Origin of the sequence: Variovorax sp. PCZ-1 (assembly GCF_018413605.1) — a bacterium.
Classification (GTDB): Bacteria; Pseudomonadota; Gammaproteobacteria; order Burkholderiales; family Burkholderiaceae_C; genus JANMDU01.
Genome location: NZ_JAHCDN010000002.1, coordinates 430,649 through 445,404, shown reverse-complemented (window position 1 = coordinate 445,404; position 14,756 = coordinate 430,649). Strand labels below are relative to the sequence as shown.

Genomic DNA, 14,756 nt, shown 5'->3' with positions numbered 1-14,756 from the left:
AAATCCGGTCAGAGGAATCGCATCGCAGAGTACACCCATGAGTTTTCTGAATCAGCTTAAAAACCAAGCGCAAACGCTGCGCGAACAGGAATCGGGATTCCAACAAGATTTAACAGCCGTGACGCAAGCCACGGAGAATGCTTGCATCACGGCGTTGAACTATTTACGCGATTTGTGCGCGCAGCTCAATGTCATCAAACCGCCGGCTGCTGGACGGTTTTCTCTCGATGGCAAAGCGCCCTTCCCACAGATGCAAATGCTCAATTTCCGCTGCGATTCGCGCAAGAAAATGCATCGTGGCAAAGAGATGTTTGACTACATAGGCATCGGCTGGGATTTGCTGCCCAGCACCGGGAAAGTTGCCACGCACAGCATCGCAGTGAATTTTCCGCCAGATTTGGAGCGCGTGACGAAGCGCCTGTCTTTCGGCCACATCAATCATGAACGCAAAGAGCAGCGCCACCCTGAAACGAACAAGCTACAAGCCTATATCTTCGAATACCAAACGCAATCGCGCGGCTCGGTGACACTCTCGCCTGATCAGGACACTGGGCAAATCGCGTTTCGCCTGTCCAATATCCAGGAATTCGCTGTTGACAACATGACCTATCCAGCTCAGCAGGTCACTTCTGGCCTGCTCGATGAATTGGCCAAGCGCATCGTCGGTCAGCAAAGCCGCTTTGTTTGAAGAAAATTAATTGGGGTCAGAACCCAATTAATTTCGCTAAACTGCCCGCATGGCAAGACAAGCGCGCACGGCTCTTCCGGGCTACACCTATCATGTGATCCAGCGGGGCAACAATCATCAGCTGATTTTTGTCTCAGATGCGGATCGGCGCGAGATGCTGGCGCTGTTGTTTGAAGCTTCGCGCGAGCATGCGGTGGCGATTCACAGCTATGTGTTGATGGACAACCACCTGCATCTGCTGCTCACGCCGAGCACGCAAGAGGGCTTGTCAAAGATGATGCAGCAAATCGGGCGCAGCTATGTGCTGCGGTTTAACAAGCGGCAGGGGCGCTCGGGCACGTTGTTTGAAGGCCGGTTTCGCAGTGCTTTGGTGCAGAGTGAGCGCTATCTTTTGGCGTGTATGGCGTATATCGATTTGAATCCTGTGCGTGCGCAAATGGTGGCGCAGCCGCAGGATTTTGCTTGGAGCAGCTATGCGCATTACTCGGGCGGGCTGTCTGATCGCTTGATCACGCCTCATCCGCATTTTTTCAATCTGGGCAACACGCCGTTTTCGCGCGAGAAGGCTTACCAAGAGCTGGTGCATGCCGGATTGACGGCGCATCAGCAAACCCAGATCACCCAAACCCTGCTGAAAAACCATGCTTTGGGCGATGATGAATTTGTGCTGAGTTTAGAGAAGAAGACCGAAAAACGGCTGCATGCTAGCAAAGCGGGACGACCGTTTGGAGCCAAGTCTTTGAATAGAAACCAATAAAATCAAGCATCTTAAATATGTCCCCAATTAATAAACTAAGACAATTCAAGAAAAATTAATTGGGTTCTGACCCCAATTAATTTGGACTCAAGTGTCACACAGAAGATGCTGCAACGCAATAAAATACGCTTCCCTTTTGAATACTAGGAGAAGCACATGGGTGCTCTGGACAAAGAAATCGCGGCCGCTGCTTCTAACGGTTTGTATATGCCTTCGCAAGAAAAAGACGCTTGCGGTGTGGGTTTTGTGGCGCATATCAAGGGCGCGAAGTCGCATGCGATTGTGCAAAACGGCTTGAAGATTCTTGAGAATCTGGATCACCGGGGCGCTGTGGGCGCAGATGAGCTTTGCGGCGATGGCGCAGGCATTTTGATTCAGTTACCGGATGATTTTTACCGGGAAGAGATGGCCAAGCAAGGTTTAGAGCTTCCAGCGCAGGGTGAATATGGCGTGGGCATGATTTTCTTGCCCAAAGAGCATGCATCTCGCTTGGCTTGCGAACAAGAGCTTGAGCGCGCTGTGAAGGCGGAAGGCCAAGTGGTGCTGGGCTGGCGCGATGTGCCTGTGAACAAGACGATGCCGATGAGCCCCTTCGTGCGCGAAAAAGAGCCGATCATTCGCCAGATTTTCATTGGCAGGGGTGCAGACATCACCGTGCCTGATGCGCTGGAGCGCAAGCTGTATGTCATTCGCAAAACGGCGAGTGCCGCGATTCAGAATCTGGGTCTGAAGCACAGCAAAGAATATTACGTGCCCAGCATGAGCTGCCGCACCATGGTTTACAAAGGCCTGCTGCTCGCTACACAAGTGGGCGAGTATTTCCTTGATTTGCAAAACCCAAAATGCGTCTCGGCCTTGGCCTTGGTGCATCAGCGTTTCTCCACCAACACCTTCCCCGAGTGGCCGCTGGCTCACCCTTATCGCTATGTGGCGCACAACGGTGAGATCAACACCGTTCGCGGCAATTTCAACTGGATGCGCGCTCGCGAAGGCGTGATGAAATCGCCCGTGCTGGGCGATGATTTGAAGAAGCTCTATCCGATCAGCTTTGAAGGCCAGTCTGACACCGCGACTTTCGACAACACGCTAGAGCTGCTCACTGCCGCCGGCTACCCCATCAGCCACGCCGTGATGATGATGATGCCCGAGCCATGGGAACAACACACGATGATGGACGAGCGCCGCAAAGCGTTTTACGAATACCACGCGAGCATGATGGAGCCGTGGGACGGCCCAGCAAGTATTGTGTTCACCGACGGCCGCCAAATCGGCGCGACTCTTGATCGCAACGGCCTGCGCCCATCGCGCTATTGCTTGACGGACGACGACATGGTGATCATGGCGTCTGAAGCTGGCGTGCTCCCACACATCACAGAAAACAAAATCGTCAAAAAATGGCGCTTGCAGCCCGGCAAGATGTTTTTGATTGACCTAGAGCAAGGCCGCCTGATTGACGACGAAGAACTGAAAAGCCAACTGGCCAACAGCAAGCCTTATCGCCAGTGGATTGACGAAGTGCGTATCAAATTGGATGACGTGCCGCAAGCCGCAGCGGACTCCATAGCCCCCATCAAAGAAAACTTGCTCGACCGCCAGCAAGCTTTCGGCTACACGCAGGAAGACCTGAAATTCCTCATGGCGCCCATGGCCGCCAATGCCGAAGAAGCCGTGGGCTCCATGGGCAATGATTCGCCTTTGGCTGTGTTGTCTGACAAAAACAAGCCACTGTTTAACTACTTCAAGCAGCTCTTCGCTCAGGTGACGAACCCGCCGATTGACTCGATCCGCGAGCAAATCGTGATGAGCTTGAACAGCTTCATCGGCCCCAAGCCGAATTTGCTGGACATCAATGCGGTGAACCCACCGCTGCGCTTGGAGGTGGATCAACCCGTGCTCGACTTTGCCGACATGGCCAAGATCCGCGACATTGCCACGCATTCGCGCGGCAAGTTCAAGAGCTACACGCTGGATATCACTTACCCCGCCGCTTGGGGGCGCGAAGGCGTGGAGGCGAAGCTTGCTTCGCTCAATGCCGAAGCAGTGGACGCGATCAAGAGCGGCCACAACATCCTCATCGTGTCTGATCGCGCGATGGACAGCACGCGCGTGCCTGTGCCCGCGCTGCTCGCTACATCGTCCATTCACCAACACCTCGTGCGCGCAGGCCAGCGCTGCAACGCAGGCTTGGTGGTAGAGACCGGCAGCGCCCGCGAGACGCACCATTTCGCCCTGCTCGCAGGTTATGGCGCAGAAGCCATCCATCCGTATCTCGCGATGGAAACGGTGATCGAGCTCACCAAGCACACCAAGGATGTGGACGCAGACAAAGCGGTGTACAACTTCGTGAAAGCTGTGGGCAAGGGCTTGAACAAAGTGATGTCCAAAATGGGCATCTCCACCTACATGAGCTATTGCGGCTCGCAGATTTTTGAAGCGGTGGGCTTGGATCGCGCTTTCGTGGACAAATATTTCTACGGCACGGCAAGCCAAGTCGGCGGCATCGGCGTGTTTGAAATCGCCGAAGAATCCATCCGCGTGCATGCAGCCGCTTTCGGCAGCGATCCTATTTTGGAAGGCATGCTCGAAGTGGGCGGCGAATACGCCTGGCGCGTGCGCGGTGAAGACCATATGTGGACGCCCGACGCGATTGCCAAACTGCAACACGCCACCCGCGCCAACAACGCCGCCACCTACAAAGAATACGCCCAGATCATCAACGATCAAACCAAGCGCCACCTCACGCTGCGCGGCTTGTTTGAATTCAAGATTGATGCGAGCAAAGCCATCTCGATTGATGATGTCGAGCCCGCGAAAGAAATCGTCAAGCGCTTTGCGACGGGAGCGATGTCTCTCGGCTCAATCTCGACAGAAGCCCACACAACACTCGCGATTGCGATGAACCGCATCGGCGGCAAGAGCAACACGGGCGAAGGTGGCGAAGATCCGCTGCGTTATCGCGGTGAGATGGATGCAGGCAAGGCCGAGGGCAAGGGAAAACGTTTCATCCCCGTGATCAAAGCGGGCGAGAGCGTGGGCACGCAGCTTGGCGGTGATCGCATCGTGGCGGATATTCCTTTGCAAGCCGGTGACTCATTGCGCAGCAAGATCAAGCAAGTGGCCTCTGGCCGCTTCGGCGTGACGGCTGAATACCTCGTCTCTGCCGATCAAATCCAGATCAAGATGGCGCAAGGCGCGAAGCCCGGCGAAGGCGGCCAGTTGCCCGGCGGCAAGGTGAGCGACTATATCGGCGCGCTGCGTTACAGCGTGCCAGGCGTTGGCCTCATCAGCCCTCCTCCGCATCACGACATCTATTCGATTGAAGATTTGGCTCAGCTCATTCACGATCTGAAGAATGCCAACAGCGCTGCGGATATTTCTGTGAAGCTAGTCTCAGAAGTCGGCGTGGGCACGATTGCCGCAGGTGTGGCCAAGTGCAAGGCCGATCATGTGGTGATCGCTGGGCACGATGGCGGCACGGGCGCTTCGCCTCTGTCTTCTGTCAAGCATGCTGGCACACCTTGGGAGCTGGGCTTGGCAGAGACGCAGCAAACCCTCGTGCTCAACCGCCTGCGCGGCCGCATTCGCGTGCAGGCCGATGGGCAGATGAAAACAGGCCGCGATGTGGTGATTGCAGCTCTGCTCGGCGCTGATGAAATGGGCTTTGCCACTGCACCGCTGGTTGTGGAAGGCTGCATCATGATGCGCAAATGCCACCTGAACACCTGCCCTGTGGGCGTGGCCACGCAAGATCCCGTGTTGCGCGCCAAATTCCAAGGCAAGCCTGAGCATGTGGTGAACTATTTCTTCTTCGTGGCAGAAGAAGTGCGCGGCATCATGGCGCAGCTGGGCATCAAAAAGTTTGACGATCTGATTGGCCGCGCTGAGTTGCTCGATACCCGCAAAGGCATCGCGCATTGGAAGGCGCAGGGTCTTGATTTCTCTCGCGTTTTCTATCAGCCAGAAGTGCCGGCTGATGTGCCGCGCAAGCATGAGAGCACACAAGATCACGCGCTGGATAAAGCGCTGGACTTGAAGCTGATCGAAAAATCCAAAGCCGCTTTGGAAAAAGGCGAGAAAGTGCATTTCATCGAAGCGGCGCGCAATGTGAACCGCTCTTTGGGCGCGATGCTCTCCGGCGAAGTCGTCAAGCGCTATGGCTCTAAGGGCTTGCCAGATGATTCCATCCGCATTCAGCTCGAAGGCACAGGCGGCCAAAGCTTCGGCGCATTCCTAGCTCGCGGCATCACGTTGTATCTTATTGGCGAAGCGAATGACTACACCGGCAAAGGCATGAGCGGCGGCCGCATCGTCGTGCGCCCGAGCATTGATTTCCGTGGCAACGCAGCGGAGAACATCATCGTGGGCAACGCCGTGCTCTACGGCGCTACGGAGGGCGAAGCCTTCCTGCGCGGCGTGGGCGGCGAGCGCTTCGCCGTGCGCCTCTCAGGAGCCACTGCAGTCGTTGAAGGCACAGGCGATCATGGCTGCGAATACATGACAGGCGGCACCGTCGTCGTACTCGGCAAAACCGGCCGCAACTTCGCCGCTGGCATGAGTGGCGGCGTGGCCTATGTGTATGACGTGGATGGCCAGTTTGCCAAGCGCTGCAACACTTCGATGGTGGGCTTGGCCAAGGTCACAGCGGCTTCAGAGCAAACCGATCCTCTGCACTTCGGCCAGACCGATGACGCACTGCTGAAAAAACTCGTGGAAGATCACCACAAGTGGACAGGCAGCCTGCGAGCGCGCGAGATTCTGGACAACTGGACAGAGCAGCGCGGCAAGTTCGTCAAAGTCATGCCAACGGAATACAAGCGTGCGATGACTGAGCTGGCGGCGAAAAAAGCCAAGGCAACTGCTTAATCTCGTTTTATTCGTATTTTTAAAGCAATTTAAGCACTTCGCCGGCATAAAACCTGCGCGGAGTGCTATTAAATCAATAGTAATTTAGCCAACCCGAAAGACAGAGTATCATGGGAAAAGCAACTGGTTTCTTAGAGTTTGAGCGCATCGAAGAGGGCTACAAGCCTGTGCCCGAGCGCGTCAAGCATTACAAAGAGTTTGTGATTGGCCTCAGCGAAGACGATGCCAAAAAGCAAGGTGCGCGCTGCATGGATTGCGGCACACCGTTTTGCAACAACGGCTGCCCGGTCAACAACATCATTCCCGATTTCAACGATCTGGTGTACCAGGGCGATTGGAAGAACGCGATCACCGTATTGCATTCCACCAACAACTTCCCCGAGTTCACAGGCCGCATCTGCCCCGCGCCTTGCGAAGCCGCTTGCACGCTGAACATCAACGACGACCCGATCGGCATCAAATCCATCGAGCACGCCATCATTGACAAAGCCTGGGCAGAAGGCTGGGTCAAGCCCGTCGTCGCCAAACACAAAACCGGTAAGAAAATCGCCATCGTCGGCTCCGGCCCCGCAGGCATGGCCGCTGCTCAGCAGCTCGCTCGCGCAGGCCATGATGTGACTTTGTTTGAAAAGAACGATCGCGTCGGCGGCTTGCTGCGCTATGGCATTCCTGACTTCAAAATGGAGAAAAGCCATATTGATCGCCGTGTGGAGCAAATGCAAGCCGAGGGTGTGACGTTTAAAACTGGCGTGATGGTGGCCAGCTTGCCTAAAGACAGCAAGGTGACGAACTGGGCGAAAGAGACCATTTCTCCCGAGCAATTGCAGAAAGACTTCGATGCCGTGCTGCTCACCGGCGGCGCAGAGCAGTCGCGCGATCTGCCCGTGCCCGGCCGTGATCTCGATGGCGTGCATTTCGCCATGGAATTCCTGCCACAGCAAAACAAGGTCAACGCCGGCGACAAACTCAAAGGCCAATTGCGCGCAGACGGCAAACATGTCATCGTGATCGGCGGCGGCGACACGGGCTCAGATTGCGTCGGCACCAGCAACCGCCACGGAGCCGTGAGCGTCACGCAATTCGAAGTGATGCCCCAGCCCCCCGAAGAAGAAAACAAGCCCCTCGTGTGGCCTTACTGGCCGCTGAAATTACGCACCAGCTCCAGCCACGAAGAAGGCTGCAACCGCGAATTCGCCATCTCCACCAAAGAATTCATCGGCGAAAAAGGCAAGCTTACCGGTCTGAAAACTGTCCACGTCGAAATGAAAGACGGCAAGCTCACTGAAGTGCCAGGCACCGAAAAGACCTACAAAGCCGACATGGTCTTCCTAGCCATGGGCTTCGTCTCCCCCGTCGCCAGCGTGATCGACGCTTTCGGCATCGAGAAAGACAACCGTGGCAACGCCAAAGCCCACACCGAGTTCACAGGCGGCTATGCCACCAATGTGCCCAAGGTGTTTGCCGCAGGCGACATGCGCCGTGGCCAAAGCTTAGTTGTTTGGGCCATCAGAGAAGGCCGCCAAGCCGCTCGCGCTGTGGATGAGTTTCTGATGGGTTTTAGCGATTTGCCACGCTGATACTTTTCATCGTACAGCTCAACCAAAAAAGCGATTAAGGGATTGGATATGAAGCTAACGAGGCGCTTGTTATTCGCCCTTTTGTTCATCTCAGCCTTTTTCTCCTCTCACACGATCGCGCAATGTATCCCTCAGCCAGATCTGGAAAAGGTATTTGCTAGGGTCAAGCCAGAGCAAGCCCAAGATACAGGCTTTCTCTGGCAAATTGAAAAAAATGGACGCGTTTCGCATCTCTACGGCACGATGCATGTGCTGCCCGAAAAGTTTGTGATGCCTGGTCGTAAGACGATGCAAGCTTTTCAGAGCAGCGATGCTGTTGCTGTAGAAGTGAATGTGCTTGATGCGCAGCTCGTAGAAGAGCTGATGGCTGAAATCAAGAAAGCTCCAGATTTGATGCGCTTGAATGCGGCACAACAAAAAGAGGCGATGCGGTTAGCCAAGAAATTTTGTATCGAAAAAGATCTGAAGGATGATCAGCCTTGGTCTTTCAAATACATCCAAATAACGATGGGTAAGGTTCGTACTCTTGGACTCGAGCCAGCTTTATCTCGCGAAGTTTTTCTGGCGATTCTCGCAAGCAACTTGCAAAAAACCGTATTTTCTCTCGAGACTGCTAAAGTGCAAGCTCAAGCACTGACCTTGGGCTGGGATGTTCCTTCAATCATGGTTGATAAGTACCTTGCAGATATCGAAAATGGAGCGACTGATCGCGTGATGTCCAAAATGCTCAATTTTTGGTCGACCAATCAACTCGAGAAGTTTGCTGATATCGATCAATGGTGTGAATGCAAAGACGATGCATTTCAACGACGACTGCTCACTGAAATGAACGATGGCCGTAATCCCGGCATGGCCTCCGAGTTGGATCGCTTACACAGTTCTGGCAAGAAAGTATTCGCTGTGATCGGCGCTTTACACATGACAGGCGCTTTGGCTCTGCCCAAGTTGATGGAGCAAAAAGGCTATATCGTTCGCCGAGTTTTCTAAATTCCTGTTTTGTACTCATCAACGATGTTCAAGGCATCGCAAGTTCATTCTTAGTCACCAAGTAAACATGCGTAAAGCGCGTTGACTCCTTACAACACATCCCCAACAGTAGGGAGCGAACTTTAGGTAGTTTCCCGTATCATTAGATGCCTTGCCGAGAAATCAGCGAGGCATTTTTTCTAATGACTACAAATACACCTGCTTCTTCTCCGGCCCCAGCCAGCGCATCTTTGATCGAACTCAAGGATGTGCATTTTGGTTATGGCACAGGACGCAAAATCTTAGATGGCGTGAGCCTATCGATTGAGCGCGGCAAAGTCACGGCGCTGATGGGCGCTTCTGGCGGCGGTAAGACGACGGTGCTGCGGCTCATTGGTGGGCAAGTCAAAGCGCAAGCGGGTGAGGTGCTGTTTGACGACAGCAATATCGCTACCCTCGATCAAAGCGGCCTGTATGCCGTGCGTCGGCGTATGGGTATGTTGTTCCAGTTTGGCGCGATTTTTTCGGATTTGAGCGCGTTTGAGAATGTCGCCTTCCCGCTGCGTGAGCTGACCGATTTGAGCGAACCGATGATCCGCGATATTGTGCTGATGAAGCTGCATGCCGTTGGCCTACGAGGTGCGCGAGATTTGATGCCTAGCGAGCTCTCGGGCGGCATGGCGCGGCGCGTGGCGCTCGCGCGGGCGATGGCGCTCGATCCTGAGCTGGTGATGTATGACGAACCGTTTGCAGGACTGGATCCGATTTCGCTGGGTACGTCTGGCCAGCTGATTCGCCAGCTCAATGATGCTTTAGGCATCACGAGCATCATCGTCTCACATGATTTGGAAGAAACATTCTTGATTGCAGATCGCGTGATCATTTTGGCGAATGGGAAAATTGCTGCACAAGGCACGCCAGATGAGGTAAAGAACAGCACAGATCCCTTGGTGCATCAGTTCGTGAATGCCAAAGCTGATGGGCCGGTGAAGTTTCATTACCCTGGAGTGAGTATCGAAGAAGACTTCGGCTCTGGTATCAAGAACGGGGGCCGCAAATGAGTTGGCTGAACCCTTCGGATATCGGCTATGGTGTGCGCAATACACTGGCCAACATGGGGCACGCTGCGCGATTGTTTGTGCGCTTGCTCTCGCTTGCAGGTGCAAGCTTCAAGCGTTTCGGCTTGGTGCGCGATCAGATTCATTTCTTGGGCAATTATTCGCTCCTCATCATCACGGTGAGCGGCTTGTTTGTGGGCTTCGTGCTCGGCTTGCAGGGCTACTACACCTTGCAACGCTATGGCGCAGCGGAATCACTAGGATTGCTGGTGACTCTGAGCTTGGTGCGGGAACTCGGACCTGTGGTGACAGCTCTGCTCTTTGCAGGCCGCGCGGGCACAGCGCTCACAGCTGAGGTGGGCATCATGAAACGCGATGAAGTGCTGGCCTATATGGAGATGAGTGCAATCGATCCGATTCGCCGTATCCTTGCGCCACGCTTTTGGGGTGGTGTGATTGCGATGCCAGTGTTAGCAGCAGTTTTCAGCGCGGTGGGCATCTTAGGCGGCTACGTCGTTGGTGTGCTCATGATTGGTATTGATGGCGGTGCGTTTTGGAGCCAGATGCAAGGCGGCGTAGATGTATGGCGCGACGTAGGCAATGGCATCATCAAAAGCATTGTGTTTGGTATCGCCGTGACGTTCATCGCCCTGCTGCAAGGCTATGAAGCGCAGCCTACGCCTGAGGGCGTGTCGCGCGCGACCACGCGCACGGTGGTGATGGGTAGCTTGGCCGTGCTGGGGCTGGATTTCATGCTCACAGCGATGATGTTTTCGATTTGAAAGTTTGGAGAAACGCGATGCAACGCTCTAAAAATGATGTGTGGGTTGGTCTCTTCGTGCTGATTGGCGCGGCAGCAGTCTTGTTTTTGGCTTTGAAGTCAGCAAATTTGCTGTCATTCAACTTTGATTCGACCTACCGCGTGATTGCTAAATTTGACAATATCGGTGGTCTGAAAGCAGGATCGGCCGTCAAAAGCGCCGGTGTCGTGGTCGGACGCGTGGAATCCATCACGTTTGATGACAAAACTTTCCAGGCGCAAGCTACATTGGCTATGCAAAGCAAGTATGCTTTTCCTAAAGACAGTTCACTAAAAATTCTCACGAGTGGTTTGCTTGGAGAACAGTATGTGGGAATGGAAGCTGGTGCGGAAGAAAAAAATCTAGCTGCTGGTGACACGATCAAAGCCACTCAATCCGCGGTGATCTTAGAAAATTTGATTTCACAGTTTTTATTCAGCAAAGCCTCAGAGGGCGGTTCATCAAATACCAATGGGGCGAAAAAGTAAGTGCGCATTATGTTTTCAGATACTATTAAATTAATAGCACGTCGCGCAGTATTGTTGCCGGCTATACTTGTTTTTTGCCTGATTTCTGGATGTGCCAGTGGCCCGCAGGCCAATCCGACTGACCCACTCGAGCCTTTGAATCGCAGCATGTATTCCTTCAACGAAGGTATTGATAAAGCTGTGCTCAAACCTGTAGCGCAGGGCTACCGAGCTGTGACGCCTCAGCCGGTACGCGCTGGTGTGAGTAATTTTTTCAATAACTTGCAGGATCTATGGTCTGGCATCAATGGTGTGTTTCAGCTGCGTCCCGTCGTAGCCACAGACAACTTCTTGCGCTTTGGCGTAAACACCGTTTTCGGACTGGGCGGTGTGTTGGATGTTGCTGGCGAAATGGGTATTGAGCGCCATCCGGAAGACTTTGGCAAAACACTGGGGCGCTGGGGCGTCCCCTCAGGCCCTTATCTCGTATTGCCCTTGTTTGGCCCCAGCACATTGCGTGATTCCACGACCATCGTTCTGGAAAATAAATACGACGCCATCTCTGCGATTCAAGATACCAAGGCGCGTAACGGCCTCACCGCCTTGCGCATCGTAGACACGCGCACCAATCTCCTGCGCATTGGCAATCTGCTCGATGAGGCAGCACTCGACAAATACAGCTTCACTCGCGATGCTTTCCTGCAAAAGCGCCGTGCCGAAATTTACCGGCCGGGTGCAAGCAATGGTGACGATGATTACAAACAACCCGCTGAAGATAAAAAGTAAATTGATTTTGTAGTTACGCTGGGTTCAGACGTGTAAAAATTCACATATTGAGCTACCGAGGCGCAACTTTGTCCCCCAGTTGATGCCTCCAAGCGTTATTGACATATGCCAGGCGCTTTGCACCTAGGCACTGAAAGGATCTCCATGAATCGCCGTTGGTTTTTTGCCCTCGCTACCAGTCTCAGCTTGCTAGCCTCCCCTTTTGCTTTCGCTCAAAGTGCAGAAGCACCCGATGCCTTCATCAAGCGCTTGTCTGTTGACGTGCTTGACACCATCAAAAATGACAAAGCCATCCAAGCTGGTGATGTAAGCAAGATCACGACCTTGGTCGATACCAAGATCATGCCTAATGTGAATTTCCAGCGCATGACAGCTTCCGCCGTGGGTCGCGCTTGGCGCACAGCCACACCAGAGCAGCAAAAGCGTCTGGAAGCCGAATTCAAAGCTCTGCTGATGCGCACTTACTCTGGTGCACTCGCTGAAGTGAAAGACCAAACGATTGTGATGAAACCACTTCGCATGGCGGCGGATGACACGGAAGTAACCGTGCGCACCGAAATCAAAGGCCGAGGCGACCCGATTGCTTTGGACTACCGCGTTGAGAAAGCTGGCACAGCTTGGAAGATTTACGACTTGAATGTAGCCAGCGTTTGGTTGGTAGAGACCTATCGCACACAGTTTTCTCAGGAAATCAACGCCAACGGTATCGACGGCTTGATCGCCAAGCTGGCTGAGCGCAACAAAGCTCGCAAGGGCTAAGAGGCTGCCATCATGCTCGTCTTGCCTTCAGACATCACTCACGCGAACGCCCGCACCTGCGCCCATATGCTGGGGCAGGCGTTGCGCAGCCAAAGCGAAGCGGTGGTGGCTGATGCATCGAGCCTGCAAAAATTTGACTCTTCTGCACTCGCCGTTCTTCTGGACTGTAGGCGCGAGGCGCAAATTCAAGGCAAGAGCTTCTCTGTGCGCGGTCTACCTGATCGCCTGCGCTCCCTGGCTGCGCTTTATGGTGTGGCGGAGCTCTTGCCAGCCGCGCCCTAAGCCAGCCTTCGCGCACGAAAAACTAGCGTTTTCCCGCGGAGTTACTGACAGAACCCTACAATAGAGGGTTCATGACAACAGCTATCTCTGTAAATTCCGTCACCAAGCGCTACGAAGGTGCACGTGGCAAGCTCACCGCCTTAGACAACGTCAGCCTCCAAATAAGGCAAGGCGAATTTTTTGGTCTGCTCGGGCCTAATGGCGCGGGTAAGACCACGCTGATCAGTATTCTTGCGGGGCTCACCCGCGCCACCGAAGGCTCGATCACCGTTCACGGCCATGATGTGCAAAAAGACTATGCCGCTGCGCGAAAACAGCTGGGCGTCGTACCACAAGAGTTAGTGTTTGATCCGTTTTTCAGCGTACGCGAATCGTTGCGCATTCAATCGGGTTACTTCGGTGTGAAAAACAACGAGGCTTGGATTGATGAGCTGCTGCACAGTCTAGGCCTCACCGACAAGCAAGATGCCAATATGCGCCAGCTCTCCGGCGGCATGAAGCGTCGTGTGTTGGTTGCGCAGGCTTTGGTGCATAAGCCGCCGGTGATCGTGCTTGACGAACCCACAGCGGGTGTGGATGTGGAGCTGCGGCAAACGCTCTGGCAATTCATCGCCAAGCTCAACAAGCAAGGACACACCGTCTTGCTGACGACTCATTACTTGGAAGAAGCCGAAGCGCTTTGCGGACGCTTGGCGATGTTGAAATCAGGCAAAGTCGTGGCGCTGGAGAAAACCTCCACCTTACTCAAAGCTGCTTCGTCTAACGTACTTCGATTCAAAATTGATAGCGAACTACCCAATGATCTTGCCGCCAAGGCAAGGATTACAGGCCGCATTGTTCAGTTCCCCGCACACAATGCCTTAGAAATCGAGCAATACCTCGCCGCTGTACGCAGCGCAGGCATTGAGGCGCAAGACGTGGAAATTCGTAAGGCTGATCTGGAAGATGTGTTCCTCGATGTAATGGGAGCATCGGCATGAAATCCTTAAGTACCCGCTTAACAGGCTGGCAAACCCTGTTCTACAAAGAAGTGCTGCGTTTTTGGAAAGTCGCTTTCCAAACTGTCGCCGCGCCCATCCTCACCGCTGTGCTCTACATGTTGATCTTCGGCCATGTGCTCGAAGACCATGTGAAGGTGTATGACAAGATCAACTACACCGCCTTCCTCGTGCCCGGCCTCGTGATGATGAGCGTGCTGCAAAACGCGTTTGCCAACAGCTCTTCGAGCCTGATTCAAAGCAAGATCATGGGCAACCTCGTGTTTTTGTTGCTCACGCCGCTTTCGCATCGCGCATGGTTTGTGGCTTATGTGGGCTCATCGGTAGCTCGCGGCTTGGCTGTTGGCCTCGGTGTGCTCGCTGTGACGTGGTGGTTTGGCAAACCTGGTATGGTCGCGCCGCTTTGGGCTCTCGTCTTTGCGATTCTCGGCGCGGCAATGCTGGGCGCGCTCGGTCTCATCGCAGGCCTGTGGGCTGAGAAATTTGACCAAATGGCGGCCTTTCAAAACTTCATCATCATGCCCATGACGTTTTTATCAGGCGTGTTTTATTCCATCCATTCCCTGCCTGCTTTCTGGCAAAGCGTGAGCCACTTGAATCCGTTTTTCTACATGATCGATGGTTTCCGCTACGGCTTCTTTGGTGTGAGCGATGTCTCGCCATGGATCAGCTTGGCCGTAGTAGGCGCTGCAGCAGGCATCGTGAGCTTGATCGCACTGCACTTGCTCAAAATTGGCTACAAAATTCGCGGATGA

At 54.0% G+C, this 14,756-nt stretch carries 13 protein-coding genes; all 13 read left to right on the top strand.

Features of this window, described 5'->3' with window-relative positions:
* Window positions 1–37 precede the first annotated feature (37 nt).
* The 13 genes from KIH26_RS12255 (at window position 38) to KIH26_RS12195 (ending at window position 14,756) form a co-directional block, all read left to right on the top strand.
* Window positions 38–688 (top strand): hypothetical protein, encoded by a 651-nt coding sequence (locus KIH26_RS12255; RefSeq protein WP_213445598.1) that lies wholly within the window; start codon window positions 38–40, stop codon window positions 686–688.
* A 49-nt stretch (window positions 689–737) separates the two neighbouring features.
* On the top strand, window positions 738–1,445 hold the full coding sequence (locus KIH26_RS12250; protein ID WP_213445596.1) for a transposase: 708 nt from the start codon (window positions 738–740) through the stop codon (window positions 1,443–1,445).
* A gap of 207 nt (window positions 1,446–1,652) precedes the next feature.
* Window positions 1,653–6,308 carry a glutamate synthase-related protein gene (locus tag KIH26_RS12245; RefSeq protein WP_503005204.1) on the top strand — a complete coding sequence of 1,552 codons (4,656 nt, stop codon included), beginning with the start codon at window positions 1,653–1,655 and terminating at the stop codon, window positions 6,306–6,308.
* 110 nt (window positions 6,309–6,418) lie between these two features.
* Window positions 6,419–7,885, top strand: a complete 1,467-nt coding sequence (locus KIH26_RS12240) for a glutamate synthase subunit beta (protein WP_213445593.1) — start codon at window positions 6,419–6,421, stop codon at window positions 7,883–7,885.
* Window positions 7,886–7,933: 48 nt separating this feature from the next.
* Window positions 7,934–8,872 (top strand): TraB/GumN family protein, encoded by a 939-nt coding sequence (locus tag KIH26_RS12235; RefSeq protein WP_213445591.1) that lies wholly within the window; start codon window positions 7,934–7,936, stop codon window positions 8,870–8,872.
* A 182-nt stretch (window positions 8,873–9,054) separates the two neighbouring features.
* Complete coding sequence (locus KIH26_RS12230) at window positions 9,055–9,912, top strand: ABC transporter ATP-binding protein (protein WP_249661184.1); 858 nt, start codon at window positions 9,055–9,057, stop codon at window positions 9,910–9,912.
* Entirely contained in the window at window positions 9,909–10,691 is a 783-nt protein-coding gene (gene mlaE, locus KIH26_RS12225) for a lipid asymmetry maintenance ABC transporter permease subunit MlaE (RefSeq protein ID WP_213445587.1), read from the top strand. The genes KIH26_RS12230 and mlaE overlap by 4 nt, the downstream gene beginning before the upstream one ends.
* 17 nt (window positions 10,692–10,708) lie before the next feature.
* Window positions 10,709–11,197 carry an outer membrane lipid asymmetry maintenance protein MlaD gene (gene mlaD, locus KIH26_RS12220; protein ID WP_213445586.1) on the top strand — a complete coding sequence of 163 codons (489 nt, stop codon included), beginning with the start codon at window positions 10,709–10,711 and terminating at the stop codon, window positions 11,195–11,197.
* A 9-nt stretch (window positions 11,198–11,206) separates the two neighbouring features.
* Window positions 11,207–11,962: an MlaA family lipoprotein gene (locus tag KIH26_RS12215; RefSeq protein ID WP_213445584.1), complete on the top strand. Its 756-nt coding sequence runs from the start codon at window positions 11,207–11,209 to the stop codon at window positions 11,960–11,962.
* A 144-nt stretch (window positions 11,963–12,106) separates the two neighbouring features.
* Window positions 12,107–12,721: an MlaC/ttg2D family ABC transporter substrate-binding protein gene (locus KIH26_RS12210; RefSeq protein ID WP_213445582.1), complete on the top strand. Its 615-nt coding sequence runs from the start codon at window positions 12,107–12,109 to the stop codon at window positions 12,719–12,721.
* 12 nt (window positions 12,722–12,733) lie between these two features.
* Window positions 12,734–13,003: an STAS domain-containing protein gene (locus KIH26_RS12205; protein WP_213445580.1), complete on the top strand. Its 270-nt coding sequence runs from the start codon at window positions 12,734–12,736 to the stop codon at window positions 13,001–13,003.
* A gap of 71 nt (window positions 13,004–13,074) precedes the next feature.
* The gene (locus tag KIH26_RS12200) at window positions 13,075–13,983 is read left to right on the top strand and encodes an ABC transporter ATP-binding protein (protein WP_213445578.1); all 909 of its coding nucleotides are present in this window, start codon (window positions 13,075–13,077) and stop codon (window positions 13,981–13,983) included.
* Window positions 13,980–14,756: an ABC transporter permease gene (locus KIH26_RS12195; protein WP_213445576.1), complete on the top strand. Its 777-nt coding sequence runs from the start codon at window positions 13,980–13,982 to the stop codon at window positions 14,754–14,756. The genes KIH26_RS12200 and KIH26_RS12195 overlap by 4 nt, the downstream gene beginning before the upstream one ends.

Coding starts and splice junctions, on each gene's coding strand:
- KIH26_RS12255 (WP_213445598.1), top strand. CDS start 38: ATGAGTTTTCTGAATCAGCTTAAAAACCAAGCGCAAACGCTGCGCGAA.
- KIH26_RS12250 (WP_213445596.1), top strand. CDS start 738: ATGGCAAGACAAGCGCGCACGGCTCTTCCGGGCTACACCTATCATGTG.
- KIH26_RS12245 (WP_503005204.1), top strand. CDS start 1,653: ATGCCTTCGCAAGAAAAAGACGCTTGCGGTGTGGGTTTTGTGGCGCAT.
- KIH26_RS12240 (WP_213445593.1), top strand. CDS start 6,419: ATGGGAAAAGCAACTGGTTTCTTAGAGTTTGAGCGCATCGAAGAGGGC.
- KIH26_RS12235 (WP_213445591.1), top strand. CDS start 7,934: ATGAAGCTAACGAGGCGCTTGTTATTCGCCCTTTTGTTCATCTCAGCC.
- KIH26_RS12230 (WP_249661184.1), top strand. CDS start 9,055: ATGACTACAAATACACCTGCTTCTTCTCCGGCCCCAGCCAGCGCATCT.
- mlaE (WP_213445587.1), top strand. CDS start 9,909: ATGAGTTGGCTGAACCCTTCGGATATCGGCTATGGTGTGCGCAATACA.
- mlaD (WP_213445586.1), top strand. CDS start 10,709: ATGCAACGCTCTAAAAATGATGTGTGGGTTGGTCTCTTCGTGCTGATT.
- KIH26_RS12215 (WP_213445584.1), top strand. CDS start 11,207: ATGTTTTCAGATACTATTAAATTAATAGCACGTCGCGCAGTATTGTTG.
- KIH26_RS12210 (WP_213445582.1), top strand. CDS start 12,107: ATGAATCGCCGTTGGTTTTTTGCCCTCGCTACCAGTCTCAGCTTGCTA.
- KIH26_RS12205 (WP_213445580.1), top strand. CDS start 12,734: ATGCTCGTCTTGCCTTCAGACATCACTCACGCGAACGCCCGCACCTGC.
- KIH26_RS12200 (WP_213445578.1), top strand. CDS start 13,075: ATGACAACAGCTATCTCTGTAAATTCCGTCACCAAGCGCTACGAAGGT.
- KIH26_RS12195 (WP_213445576.1), top strand. CDS start 13,980: ATGAAATCCTTAAGTACCCGCTTAACAGGCTGGCAAACCCTGTTCTAC.